Annotated in this window: 5 protein-coding genes and 1 pseudogene; 2 read left to right on the top strand and 4 right to left on the bottom strand. The window is 61.5% G+C overall.

The features are described 5' to 3' along the window. Nucleotides 1–152 precede the first annotated feature (152 nt). From WDM24_RS15440 to WDM24_RS15425, 4 genes and pseudogenes are all read right to left on the bottom strand, one after another. On the bottom strand, nt 153–1,040 hold the full coding sequence (locus WDM24_RS15440; RefSeq protein WP_338699210.1) for a hypothetical protein: 888 nt from the start codon (nt 1,038–1,040) through the stop codon (nt 153–155). Between the two features lie 84 nt (nt 1,041–1,124). Then, nucleotides 1,125–1,373, bottom strand: a complete 249-nt coding sequence (locus WDM24_RS15435; RefSeq protein ID WP_245284994.1) for a hypothetical protein — start codon at nt 1,371–1,373, stop codon at nt 1,125–1,127. A gap of 4,359 nt (nt 1,374–5,732) precedes the next feature. Beyond that, a pseudogene (locus tag WDM24_RS15430) lies at nt 5,733–6,179 on the bottom strand (DUF4347 domain-containing protein); the annotation flags it as partial. Between the two features lie 99 nt (nt 6,180–6,278). Then, nucleotides 6,279–6,680 (bottom strand): hypothetical protein, encoded by a 402-nt coding sequence (locus WDM24_RS15425; protein ID WP_338831769.1) that lies wholly within the window; start codon nt 6,678–6,680, stop codon nt 6,279–6,281. Nucleotides 6,681–7,213: 533 nt separating this feature from the next. On the opposite strand from WDM24_RS15425, the gene WDM24_RS15420 reads away from it, so the two are divergent. Both WDM24_RS15420 and WDM24_RS15415 read left to right on the top strand, forming a co-directional pair. Further along, on the top strand, nt 7,214–12,862 hold the full coding sequence (locus WDM24_RS15420; protein WP_338831768.1) for a glycosyltransferase: 5,649 nt from the start codon (nt 7,214–7,216) through the stop codon (nt 12,860–12,862). 84 nt (nt 12,863–12,946) lie between these two features. Then, nucleotides 12,947–13,495, top strand: a complete 549-nt coding sequence (locus WDM24_RS15415) for a hypothetical protein (protein ID WP_338831767.1) — start codon at nt 12,947–12,949, stop codon at nt 13,493–13,495. Nucleotides 13,496–13,808: the final 313 nt, after the last annotated feature.

The following is a 13,808-nucleotide window of genomic DNA, read 5'->3' as shown; positions in this document are numbered from 1 at the left end:
AAGGCTCCCCTATGCGGGTCCACGGTCACCCTCCAAAATCGATTACGGAATAAAATTCTTCACTATGTCGCGGCAATCTAGACGAATTCGGCAGGGCGCGACACCGAAATCCCTGCACTTGGTTGATGCGATTACGGCCCTAGTCCCACATCTCACGCGATCGCGAACAGTTGCCGTAGACGGGACGGCAATTCACCGGTGGAACCAATCGCAACACAGCTTTCCGCCCACAAATCGAGATAGCGCTCGATCGGAACGGACGTCCGCTCCGGCCAGCGATTCAAGGCTCCCAAATCATCGAGACAGGTCGGTTTCCCTGCTTTGACGTCCTCGTAGATCTGGAGGATGCCGACCACCGCTGGTCCCCACGGAACGCCCTTTCCAGATCTGACTTCCAGCTTCGCCCGATTTGTACGGAACCACTCGGACGGTGAAAGATCGTCCGCTTTGAACTTGTCCAGCAGCGCTGAGCCATATTGACGAATGACGCGGGCAAAACCTGCGTCTCCCGCAAATGGCGGCGATCTCTCCCAACTGCCGGCAAGCAACCGCAGACCGCGAACCGAAAATGTCTCCACCAGCACCTCCTCGAGCCATTGTGTCGGAGGTTGCGGCTTGGCGGAAAACTGCCAGCTGTTGCTCAGGACATGCCCAAGCTCGTGACCGAATTGATAGGCAAGCCTGCACCAATCGGCATAGCCGACGTTCACGATGATCGCCGCCATGTCAGGTTGGTCGCTGTGCAACCAGATTGCCGGCGTGACTTCGTCGCGATTTTCGATACGGATCTTCTTGGGTTGCCGATCCGACAGCAATCGCAAACCTGACAGTTCGACCTCCCGGATCCGGGTGAGCACACGCATCACGGCATCGGTCGGTGCCGCATGCCAATCTCCCGATAATTCGATCGGAGAGCTCAGGAGGCCTTCTGTCGGCGCGATCTCGCGTCCGAGAGACCTTCCGCTCTCGACGAAAAGAGCCGCCGCGCTGCCCGCGAGAACGAGGAAGCGTCGGCGGTCGATCACGGGAGTGCCAGCCATCAGCTATTCCAGGCCTGGTCAGAGAGGAAGCCAGGGATGCGCGATCCCTGGCTTCCTTGTTCGTCACTTCTTCAGCCGCCGACCTTAATGGTCGTTTTTCGGCAGATTGAGGTTGGGCCGGTTTGATTGATCGAATTGACCCATCGATCCAGCACCTCCTGGACGTGTCTGATCGAAAGCTGAGCCGCCATCTGTGTTGCCGATACGGGACAACAGCATCTGGGCCAAGCCCTTGATCGTCGTGAGATCAGCTTGCAACTGCTGGCCGTTCATCGACCCTCCGGCCATTGCAAGCGCCAGGTCCGCAACTGCAGCCTCCAAACGCAGCAGCACCGGATTCAACGATCCAACGGTCGTGTCGGTGTCGATCTTCGTGGTCAGCGACGACTGATCTTGATGACCACCAGTCGTTCCGGTTGCACCTGCCGAGCCGGTCGAGCCCGTCGCACCGCCAGCACTCGTCGCCCCAGTGGCTCCGGTCGAACCGCTCGCAGCTGCTGCTCCAGTCGCACCAGTTGCTCCAGCCGTGCCGCCCGTTGCCCCCGTCGGGCCGGTGTGACCATGGTGACGGTGACTACCTGTCGGACCCGTCGGACCACGTGGACCAGTCGAGCCCGTTGCTCCGGTCGACCCGCTCGTGCCGGTTGCACCCGTCGAGCCTGTTGCTCCGGTCGAACCGGTGGCTCCAGTCGAGCCGGTACCGCCAGCACCAGTTGCTCCGGTGGCACCCGTTGCTCCCGTCGATCCGGTAGCACCTGTTGCACCGGTGGCGCCGGTACGACCGGTGTGACCTCGTGGGCCTGTCGGCCCGGTCGGTCCCCTTGGCCCAGTCGCGCCGGTGGCGCCTGTACGTCCGGTCGCTCCCGTCGATCCGGTTGAGCCGGTCGCACCTGTCGAACCGGTGGCACCCGTGGCTCCCGTTGCGCCAGTAGCTCCCGTTGCACCCGTCGAACCGGTCGCACCAGTTGCTCCGGTCGAGCCCGTTGCGCCGGTTGCACCAGGATCACCGGTCGCGCCAGTAGCTCCCGTTGCTCCCGTCGAGCCAGTAGCTCCGGTTGCTCCCGTCGAGCCGGTCGCACCTGTGGCTCCGGTCGAGCCCGTTGCTCCGGTCGCACCGGTCGAGCCGGTGGCACCCGTGGCTCCGGTCGCGCCAGTGGCTCCCGTTGCTCCCGTCGAGCCCGTGGCTCCCGTTGCACCCGTCGAGCCGGTCGCACCCGTGGCTCCGGTCGAGCCAGTAGCTCCGGTTGCTCCCGTCGAGCCGGTCGCACCCGTGGCTCCGGTTGCGCCAGTAGCTCCGGTTGCTCCCGTCGAGCCGGTCGCACCAGTGGCTCCGGTCGCGCCAGTAGCTCCCGTTGCACCCGTCGAACCGGTGGCACCCGTGGCTCCGGTCGAGCCCGTAGCTCCGGTTGCACCCGTCGAGCCGGTGGCACCCGTGGCTCCGGTCGAGCCAGTAGCTCCGGTTGCTCCCGTCGAGCCGGTCGCACCTGTGGCTCCGGTCGAGCCCGTTGCTCCGGTCGAGCCGGTGGCACCCGTGGCTCCGGTCGCGCCAGTGGCTCCCGTTGCTCCCGTCGAGCCCGTGGCTCCCGTTGCACCCGTCGAGCCGGTCGCACCCGTGGCTCCGGTCGAGCCCGTTGCTCCGGTTGCACCCGTCGAACCGGTGGCACCCGTGGCTCCGGTCGAGCCCGTAGCTCCCGTTGCACCCGTCGAACCGGTGGCACCCGTGGCTCCGGTCGAGCCAGTAGCTCCGGTTGCTCCCGTCGAGCCGGTTGCACCTGTCGCTCCGGTGGCACCCGTGGCTCCCGTCGAGCCCGTGGCTCCGGTTGCTCCCGTCGAACCGGTGGCACCCGTAGCTCCGGTTGCTCCCGTCGAGCCGGTGGCACCCGTGGCTCCGGTCGCGCCAGTGGCTCCCGTTGCTCCCGTCGAGCCGGTTGCACCCGTCGCTCCGGTTGCGCCAGTAGCTCCCGTTGCACCCGTCGAGCCGGTTGCACCCGTCGCTCCGGTTGCGCCAGTAGCTCCCGTTGCTCCCGTCGAGCCGGTCGCACCTGTGGCTCCGGTCGCGCCAGTGGCTCCCGTTGCACCCGTCGAGCCGGTCGCACCTGTGGCTCCGGTCGCGCCAGTGGCTCCCGTTGCACCCGTCGAGCCGGTTGCACCCGTCGAGCCGGTTGCACCTGTCGCTCCGGTCGCACCCGTCGAGCCCGTGGCTCCGGTTGCTCCCGTCGAACCGGTGGCACCCGTGGCTCCGGTCGCACCCGTCGAGCCGGTCGCACCCGTGGCTCCGGTCGCGCCAGTAGCTCCGGTTGCACCCGTCGAGCCGGTCGCACCAGTAGCTCCGGTCGCGCCAGTGGCTCCCGTTGCACCCGTCGAGCCGGTGGCACCCGTGGCTCCGGTCGCGCCAGTGGCTCCCGTTGCACCCGTCGAGCCGGTGGCACCCGTGGCTCCGGTTGCACCAGTAGCTCCGGTTGCTCCCGTCGAGCCGGTGGCACCCGTGGCTCCGGTTGCGCCAGTAGCACCCGTTGCACCCGTCGAGCCGGTCGCACCCGTGGCTCCGGTTGAGCCAGTAGCACCCGTTGCACCCGTCGAGCCGGTCGCACCCGTGGCTCCGGTTGAGCCAGTAGCTCCCGTTGCACCCGTCGAGCCGGTGGCACCCGTGGCTCCGGTTGCACCAGTAGCTCCGGTCGCACCCGTCGAGCCGGTTGCTCCGGTCGCGCCCGTTGCTCCGGTCGCACCCGTCGAGCCGGTCGCACCCGTGGCTCCGGTTGCGCCAGTAGCTCCGGTTGCTCCCGTCGAGCCGGTTGCTCCCGTCGAGCCGGTTGCTCCGGTTGCGCCAGTAGCTCCCGTCGAGCCGGTCGCACCTGTGGCTCCGGTCGCGCCAGTGGCTCCCGTCGAACCTGTCGCTCCCGTCGAGCCGGTCGCACCCGTGGCTCCGGTCGAGCCCGTTGCTCCCGTTGCACCCGTCGAACCGGTTGCACCCGTGGCTCCGGTTGCGCCGGTAGCTCCCGTCGAGCCGGTCGCACCTGTGGCTCCGGTCGAGCCGGTAGCTCCCGTTGCACCCGTCGAGCCGGTGGCACCCGTGGCTCCGGTTGCGCCGGTAGCTCCCGTTGCTCCCGTCGAGCCGGTAGCTCCCGTTGCACCCGTCGAGCCGGTGGCACCCGTGGCTCCGGTCGAGCCCGTTGCTCCCGTTGCACCCGTCGAACCGGTGGCACCCGTAGCTCCCGTTGCACCCGTCGAGCCGGTCGCACCCGTGGCTCCGGTCGCGCCCGTAGCTCCCGTCGAGCCAGTCGAACCCGTGGCTCCGGTTGCGCCGGTCGCACCTGTCGCTCCGGTGTCGCCCGTCGCTCCCGTGGCGCCAGTCGAACCTGTGGCTCCGGTTGCGCCGGTGTCGCCCGTCGCCCCCGTCGCACCTGTGGCTCCGGTTGCGCCGGTATCGCCCGTCGCCCCCGTTGCGCCAGTCGAACCCGTGGCTCCGGTTGCGCCGGTGTCGCCCGTCGCACCCGTGGCGCCGGTATCACCAGTCGCACCTGTGGCTCCGGTCGCACCGGTGTCACCCGTTGCGCCAGTCGAACCCGTGGCTCCGGTTGCGCCGGTGTCGCCCGTCGCACCCGTGGCACCGGTCGCACCTGTGGCTCCGGTGTCGCCCGTCGCGCCAGTCGAACCCGTGGCTCCGGTTGCGCCGGTGTCGCCCGTCGCACCCGTAGCGCCAGTCGAACCTGTTGCGCCTGTGTCACCCGTCGTACCCGTGGCGCCGGTCGCGCCTGTGGCGCCAGTCGCGCCCGGATCGCCGGTCGCACCCGTGGCTCCCGTCGAACCTGTGTCGCCAGTCGCACCTGTGGCGCCAGTTGATCCTGTGGCGCCGGTGTCACCCGTCGTGCCCGTCGCACCCGTGGCTCCGGTAACACCCGTAGCACCAGTCGAACCTGTTGCACCGGTGTCACCCGTCGTACCCGTGGCGCCGGTCGCACCTGTGGCGCCAGTCGCGCCTGGATCGCCGGTCGCACCCGTGGCTCCCGTCGAACCTGTGTCGCCAGTCGCACCTGTGGCTCCGGTGGCCCCCGTCGAACCCGTGTCGCCGATCGCACCTGTGGCACCCGTACCGCCCGTCGTGCCAGTTGCACCCGTGGCACCCGTGCCGCCCGTCGTGCCGGTTGCACCCGTGGCGCCCGTGCCGCCCGTCGTGCCGGTTGCACCCGTGGCGCCCGTGCCGCCCGTCGTGCCGGTTGCACCCGTGGCACCCGAACCGCCCGTCGTGCCGGTTGCACCGGTACCACCCGTTGCGCCGGTCGCGCCCGTCGGACCAGTCGCGCCCGTTGCACCTAGTGAGGTCGAAACGCTACCCGATGTGAACGTATCACCGTTCGCCGTACCACCTCCCGAGAACACCCCGTTTGTGATGGTTGCAACTGAAATGTAGGCGTTCCCGGTGGTGTTGTAGTAAACTCCGTAGGTGCCCGCCGCACTTGGTAGAACGGCCTCAATGCTGAACGCTTGGACGTTACCAGTGCCCGCGCCGAAGCCTTTCGATGGCAATTGGAACGAGGACACAATTGTAAAGGTGCTGAGATCAACCACGTAAAAGGTGTTGATGTCAGTCGGTCCCGCAGATCCGAGCGTGCCGTTGAGCGTCAAAACTGCGGCCAGTAACCCTCGATAGCTTTCTGCGCCAACCGCGGTCATCGGGGCTTCCGCTGTGAGATCGCTGCTCCTGGAGTCGAGCGTCCAGCGACCACCTAGCGTCTCGGCTCCGATAGAGCTGCTTGCGCCATGAACAACAGCGCCGGTTGCATCTTCGAGCGCATCTATAAAACGGTCGCCCTCGTCAGAAAGCGCTGTACGACAGCTCCACAGGCGCAAGTCACCGCCTCGCTTGAGCGCTCGGCCGATCGTAGCAAGCTCATTCTCCTCGCCCGCCAGCGTCGCCGCCGACCATTCTCCTGAACTGAAGACCACTCGGCCCGGTGCGCCATGTGCAACAACATGGATCGCGTCCAGTTGCTCAGCGCCACTCAGCGCTTCTGCCATCTGCGATGCGGCGGTCCGTTCGCAATCGAGCACGATCGCCCGAACCTCGGGGCGCAGATTTTTCAGCAGTGTATCTAGATCGGGGACGAATGGATCGACGAACAGAAGCTCTGAGTGGGCCATGAAATTGGTCCTTTTTTAGCTTGCAACAATTCGCGCCGAGCGCGGAGTGCCGCCTCGACCCAAAAATCAAACTGCAGACGCTCCCGTAGCGCGGTCAGATCATCGGCTGCTCGGTCCGCCAGGTGGTGATAGATTCAGAGAACTGCGTACGGACAGGAACGGGCAAACCGCAAACTCTCCGTTCGCATCAAAGGTGCCGATGTCGTAGGCGCTCGCATAGCGCCCGACCTTCACTCGCATCTCAACCGCGTTAAAGCGATCGGCCGCGTCCGGCAGAATGACCTGGGAAACGATCGTCTTCGTAGCTTGGTCGACGACGAAGTAGGTGACGTTTTGGGTGGTCTCGCCTCGCGGCAACGATCCGGTCACCAGGATCTCGTTAGGGATGCCCGCAGAGAGAAGCCCTGCATACTTGGCAACGCCTAGCGCCGTTATCGGAGGTGCAATGGACGGAATGCTCTGGGAAATCGCCGACTTGTCGGCTCGACCTGACTTAACCATACGATACCACCCAACGTACGGACGAGGTCGACGCCCGGAGCACGTACGTCCGGAGATCGCCCTCGAACCAACTACAAAACAGTGATTCAACCTTGGGTAGTTGCTCGCTACACTCACTTAAGCCATCAGCAACGAGCCGACGACCACATTCCAAGATTGAACGTCATTCCAAATACCCCGCCTGAAGCGCAGACGGATCGCGAAAAATTAATTATTCTTTAAGCATAAGCAGATTGGGAAAAACAGCGCAAGAAAATTCAGAATCGAACACGACTTAAGTCAAATTATTTCCGTAACGAGTTCCATTAAGCAGCGAGTTGATGTCGCATCAAGGCGACAACCTGCTGAATTTGCTGCCCGAACATTTTCAGCTAAGTTGTTAGCGCTTTCAGTGAGGTCCGCTGATGGAACCAAAGATCCGCGCCACATCGCGCGTCCAGCAAATCAATTTCATCTAATTTGAGCTTCTCTCAATTGCTTGCAGCAACCAAAAAAGTTCGGCGGTGGTAGAAAACAAACGCATTTGCCTGAACATGATCGTCAAGAACGAGATGGCAAATCTCGAGCGCTGCCTGTCGGCGGTCGCTGATCACATCTCTTGCTGGGTCATTTGCGATACTGGCTCGTCCGACGGCACGCAGGACTTCATCAGAACATTCTTTGCCCGGCGCAATCTTCCGGGTGAACTCCATACGATTCCCTTCCACGATTTCGGGCAGGCCCGGAACGACGCGCTCGATCGTGCCTGCGCTTCAAAGCTCGATTTCGACTATGTCCTGTTCAACGACGCCGATATGGAGTTCATTGTCGACGACCCCAAGTTCCGGCAATCCCTTGCCGGTCCCGGCTACCGCCTCCTGCAACGCGCGTCGGGCGGGTTGAGCTATTGGAATACGCGATTGGTGCGGTGTGACAGCGGCTCGAGATACGTTGGTGTCACACACGAATATATCGACGTCCCCGGAGACGTCGTTGAACTGCGCGGCGCCTGGTATATCGATCACGCCAGCGGGGCGAACCGCGGAGATAAATCGGAGCGGGATATCCGACTGCTCAAAGCTGCGCTCGAGCGCGAGCCCGATAACGCCCGATACTGGTTTTATCTTGCGTGGTCGTATCGAGATGCCGGCCAGTATGCCGAAGCCGCGGCAGCCTTTGCCAGGCGAGAAGATATGGGAGGCTGGGACGAAGAGGCGTGGATGGCGCGGCTGCAGCACGCGCGCTGCCTGCGAGACCTAGGCGACGAAGACGGGTTCGTCGGCAAGGCGCTCGAAGCGTTCAAGCAACGGCCGGCACGCGCTGAGCCTCTGTACGATCTCGCACGGTACTATCGGGAACGCGGGATGCATGAGACGAGCCTGCTTTTTTCCGAGCGTGGACTTTCGATATCGGCGCCTGAGAACGACATCCTTTTCATCGAAACCGATGTCTATCAGACCGGTCTACGCGAGGAATTTTCGATTGCTGCAAACTACAGCCGGGACACGGCTCGCTGGGACCGCGGGTTCTCGATCTGCAACGGGCTAGCCGTCAACCGGGCAATTCCGGACGGCCCGCGTGAGCTGGCTCGGACAAACCTGTTTTATTACCTGCAGCCAGCCCAAAAGCTCTTTGCATCGTTTTCCGCCCGGCCGGTGGATTACGATGTGCCTCAAGGCTATTGGCCGACCAATCCCTCCGTTTCGCGTCATGGGGATGACCTCTATCTCGTGCAGCGCGCGGTGAATTTTCTTCTGCGCGAGGACGGCACATATGAGACGGACAACGATGCGCCCATTCGGACGCGCAACTTCCTGCTACGGCTCAATACCGATCTTGGAGTTCAAACGGCGGCCGAGATCCTGCCGCCCGCCGATTTCCCAAAAGCCCAATTCGCAGAAGTGCAAGGGCTTGAGGATATCCGTCTGTTCAGTTGGAATGGCTCATTGTGGGGCAGCGCATGCGTGCGCGAGCTGAATGCTGAAGGTTGGTGCGAGCAGTTAATCGCCCGGATTGAACAGCAAAGCAGCTCCGAAATCCGGCTCACTGAGTGGCGCGTGCTTCGCCCTGAAGGTCCACGACTGCACGAAAAGAACTGGATGCCACAGGCCAACGGCGCAAATCTGCGTTGCGTCTACTCGTGCGACCCGACCAGGATCGTAAACGACCGAGGCGACGTAATCTCAGACAGTGTTGCCAACTTCGCCGTCGAGCATTTCCGAGGCGGAACGCAACTCATTGAATTTGACGATGGCTGGCTCGCGCTCGTTCATGAAGTTCAGTGGCAAACCGGTCGAAGGTTCTATCAGCATCGCTTTGTCTGGTTCGATCGCGATAATGGTCTGCGCCGGCTTAGTCGCCCGTTCTATTTTAAGGACAAAGGGGTCGAGTTCGCGGCTGGTCTGGCTTGGCATCCGGACAGCCGTCGCTTGCTCGTATCCTACGGGGTCGCCGACAGCGAGTCCTGGATCGCCTCGATAGATGCGGCCGAGATCCGCGCCGCGCTTGAGAGTGATCCGGTGTCGCCGGCCGAGGTTTCTGCTGCGCCGCCTCCCCTACCATTCGAGAACGCGCGCAAAAGCAAAGAGCAGGTAACTAAGGAGTTTGGATTGTCGCAACGAAACGGAAAGTCGATCGGCTTATGCATGATCGTCAAGAATGAGGCGGCGGTCATCCTCCGTTGCCTCGACAGCGTTCGACCGATGATCGACTATGTGCTGATCGAAGACACTGGATCAACCGACGGCACGCAGGCCGTCATACGACAGTGGCTCGACAAAAATGGACTGGCAGGCGAAGTCATCGACGAACCCTGGCGGGATTTCGCGCACAACCGATCGCATGCGCTCGCTTGCCTGCGCCGCAACCCGGACGTCGACTACGCCCTCATCATCGACGCCGACGACGTGCTCACCATCGAGCCGGGATTTGACGTCGCCGCCTTCAAGTCCGGCATGACCGCAGACCTCTATGACGTGACCATTAACCACAGCGGCATCCGTCACTATCGACCGCACATATGCAGCAACAGAAAGGAATTCTATTTTCGGGGCGTCCTGCACGAGTTCGTGGAGGCGCCGGCCGACGCGCACGGTCGGGAGACCGCCTCCGGCTTTGCGATCCAGATCGGTGGCGGCGGCGCGCGCAGCCAAGATCCCAAGAAGTACCGTAAAGATGCTGCGCTGTTAGAGGGCGCGCTGCAGACCGAGACGGACGCGTTCCTCCGCTCTCGTTATACCTTCTACCTTGCTCAGAGCTATCGTGACAGCAATGAGCCCGAGAAAGCACTCAACTACTACCTGGCCCGAGCTGAAATGGGCTTTTGGCAAGAAGAGGTCTTCATTTCCCTTTATGGTGCGGCGCGGCTTAAGGAAGCTCTTGCCCATCCTGAAGAGGACGTCATTGCGGCTTATCAGCGAGCCAGCGACTCCCAGCCCGCGAGAGCTGAAGCGTTACACGGAGCTAGCCGTTATTGTCGTCTAAAGGGCCGCAACAAGCAGGGAGCTGACTTCGCTCGCCGTGGCATCGATTTGCCGATGCCTATTGGAGCGCTATTCGTCGAAGAATGGATTTATGAGTTCGGGCTCCTCGACGAATTCGCGGTCAATGCCTATTGGTCTGGCGATTATCAAGGCTGCATCGACGCCTGCTGTCGCATCCTTCAAATTCCATCAATCGATGAAGGTCTGAGGAAACGCGTAGAGGACAATCTGCGTTTTGCGAAGGACCGGATTTCCGAAAAGGTCAAGCCTGCGGATGTGCCCAGGCAGCCCGGCGCAGCGCGTTTTCTTCCCAGGGTGCTGATTGCAATTCTCGCAAAAAACAAGGCTGGCCATCTGCCATTGTTCCTGGAATGCATTGAGGCGCTCGACTATCCGCCGGATCGAATTGCGATTCACATCCGGACCAACAACAATCAAGACGACTCCGGCCAAATCCTCCGAGACTGGCTCAAACGTGTCGGACCGCGGTACTCGCACGTAGAGTTCGACGACAGCGACGTATCGGAACGCGTCCAGGACTTTGCCGACCATGAGTGGAATGCCACTCGCTTCTCCGTGCTGGGTCGAATTCGCCAGCACAGCATGAACCGGACTTTGGCTCTCGGATGCGACTACTATTTCGTGGTCGACGTCGACAACTATCTGCGCCCCCTCACCCTGCGATGCCTCGTAGATGTGAATCGTCCGATTGTGGCGCCGCTGCTCAAATGCGCCGACGCCGACCGACCGCTTTATTCGAACTACCACCAGAAGATCGACGCGAACGGGTATTTTCTGCCCAGCGAGGAATACAACAATATCCTCAGCCGCTCGTCGCCAGGGCTCCACGAGGTGCCGGTGGTCCATTGCACATATCTGGTTCGCGCAGACGCCATACCGCAACTGACCTACGATGATGGTTCGGGCCGCTATGAATATGTCGTATTTTCGCATAGCGCGCGTCGCGCTGGCATTTCGCAAACGTTGGACACTCGCGAAATTTATGGCTGGCTGACGTTCGCACCTAACGGAGAGGCAATTCGACCGCTCATTGCTGGAGATCTTGCCGGAAAATCGGCACAGGAAGCATCGAGGAAGGACACCGCTTCGACTGTTAGTGGAAAAAGAACGATACGGCTGAAGGAGTATCCTGCGAACGTATCCTTGTCTCATACGCCTTCAGATGAATACGTCGAGAGTCGCAAGGGTGCCCTTGTCCAGAAGCCATATATCCTGGAGACTGACGCCCTCGGCTTCATTCGCGGGTCACAGTCTCCGGCTACGGCGGCTCGAACTGTGATCGTTCTCGGCGACAGCGTGGTCGAGGGCATGTATCTCGACCCCGATGACCGGTTTTGCGCCAAGCTGGAGACGATTCTGCGCAATGAGAGTGCTCTAGATGTCATTGTAAGAAACGGTGGCTACAGCGGAGCGACAACCCTCCACATGCTGAATCTGTTTCTTAACAAGATCATGCCGCTCAAGCCCGACCTCGTCATTCTGATGACGGGAATTGTCGATGTTGACGTGGCGAGCCTGGAGGCCAGCTTCTGGAGCCGTGACTGTTGGCTCGAGCCGATCGTTGACCTCAACACGAGCAACTCGTGGCGGGACCGTAACCTGCTTCCTACTCCGAAGTTCGATGATCGTCGTCGGCTGCTAGATCTCTTCTCGCTTGCCGCTCGATCGTTTGGCATCGAGCTATGGTTCGCGACCATTCCCCATTTGCAAGGCGAAGGGGTCGATCCAACCGTGACCCGCACTCGCATATCCATCAACGAGACGACGCGCGTGGCCGCTCGGGCGGGAGGGCACACCTTGTGCGATTTGGAAGCGAAGCTGGCTAGCCGCGCCGATATTTATCAGGATGCCTTTCACCTAAATTCGGTCGGCGCCGAGGTCGTGGCTCGCTCGATCGTGGCAGATGGCTTGGGTTCGTTCTTGCTCGCGAAGGAAGCAAGCGTTCCTGGCCGCCCCACGGAGAAGGACAGGCAGTCAAAGGATGAGATTTGTGTACTCAACTTGGACCAAAGCACCGGTCGCTGGGACAAGTTCAGAACCCGCAATGCCCACTTAGGCAGATTTGAACGAATCTCCGCGATTGACGGGAGCAAGCTGGATCGCTCGCAGCTCGAAAGACAGGGGCTAATAGCCCCCGGACTTGATTACAGTGCCGGAGCCTTGGGTTGCGCACTCTCTCACGTCCAACTTTGGCAAAAGGCTGCGTCCCAGGATCAACCTATGACGGTTTTCGAGGACGATGCGGTTAGCCATCCCGCGTTCGATGAGCATCGATCAGCTGTGTTGGCACAACTTCCCGCCGACTGGGACGTGATCTTATGGGGCTATGTTTACGATCCGCTTTTTCTTTGGATCGATCTCGGATTTTCAGCTGCGGAACTCCGATTTTACGATCGAACCGAACCTTTTGCCTGGAGCGATACCTCGGACGGCCGACCCATTTATCGTCCCCACCGGCTCAGACACGCCTTCGGAACGCAGGCATACTCGATTAGCCCACGCGGAGCGAGCCGCCTGCTTAGTGCCGTGTTGCCTCTCAAGAAGCAGTTCATACCGTTTCCTGGAACACCGATCGTAATCGAGGATCAGGGGATTGATGGTGCGATGAACACCGCTTACCAAGCTATGCGCAGTTTTGTTTGTGTGCCGCCCCTCGTCGTCCAGCGCGACGAAGGTATCAGCGACCGCTTGAGCAGATAGGCGCAGATCCTGTCGATGCGGCTCGGCCATTGAGCATAGCTGAAAACAGTTGCGAGTGGTGTCTCTAGAAACAAGGGGAGCGACTTGAGGCTGCAAAATGTGCCGCTGTTGGAAGTTCAAGCCCGATGGGGTTACAGCGAGTTGACCGATTCTCCGGCCGCCCGGCACTATTCGGATCTAGGCCATCTCGTCGCGAAGCGATCAAGCGGGACTTTATTCGAGCTGCTCTCTGAGGCCGAGCAGTATGAACTCGCCTTTGGTACCGCGTGCGCTCGACCCGTCCTACTCGCGTTCCTGACCGGAGTGATTTCGTTTGACATCGTTAGGGTCGGGCGAGCGAGATTGGGCTCGATGCTCGTGCCACCAAATGTCTGGTATCCCGAAAGCGAGGGGCGTTTCGTTTCGTTTGAGGAATACATGACAACGACAGGCGTCAAACTCGACGATCCTCGAAGCGTCCTTCCCAAAGGACCGAGCTATGAATTTCCCACAGATCCGATCACGTTTGGTCGCTCGTTCAGCTTTCCGATATTGATCGACGGCTTTCACCGCGCTGCCCGCTTCTGGAAGTACGGTCCACCGGACGGAAAGTTGCTCGCTTACTTTCCGTCAGGTCTGGTGGTAGAGGACTGAATTTTGCTCGTGGGTGATATCTGCGTGTCGCGGTCGCCCAGTTGAGCTCTGAAAAGTAATGTTTCCGCAGCGTTGGCTGCGTGATGAAAAGTGCCGACGCGATCCGCGCGTTGCTCCACCCGAGCGCGACTAACAGATTGACGCGGTTCCGGCTTTGCTTCGTCGCGACATGCTCCGGCCGGCCACGCTATCCCAGTCGGACGGCACCGGATCGCCGAACAGGCCCAAAACTTCAGCCATAGAAAAACCTGTCAATGTAAGACGGGCCGGTCCGCGGAGAGGAACCTGCGACGGAAATGCCCCTGTCCTCAAT

Source organism: Bradyrhizobium sp. 27S5 (assembly GCF_037217225.1).
In the GTDB taxonomy this organism is placed as follows: domain Bacteria; phylum Pseudomonadota; class Alphaproteobacteria; order Rhizobiales; family Xanthobacteraceae; genus Bradyrhizobium; species Bradyrhizobium septentrionale.
Note: the sequence above shows the minus strand (reverse complement) of the source record. Positions and strands in the feature narration are given on the sequence as shown.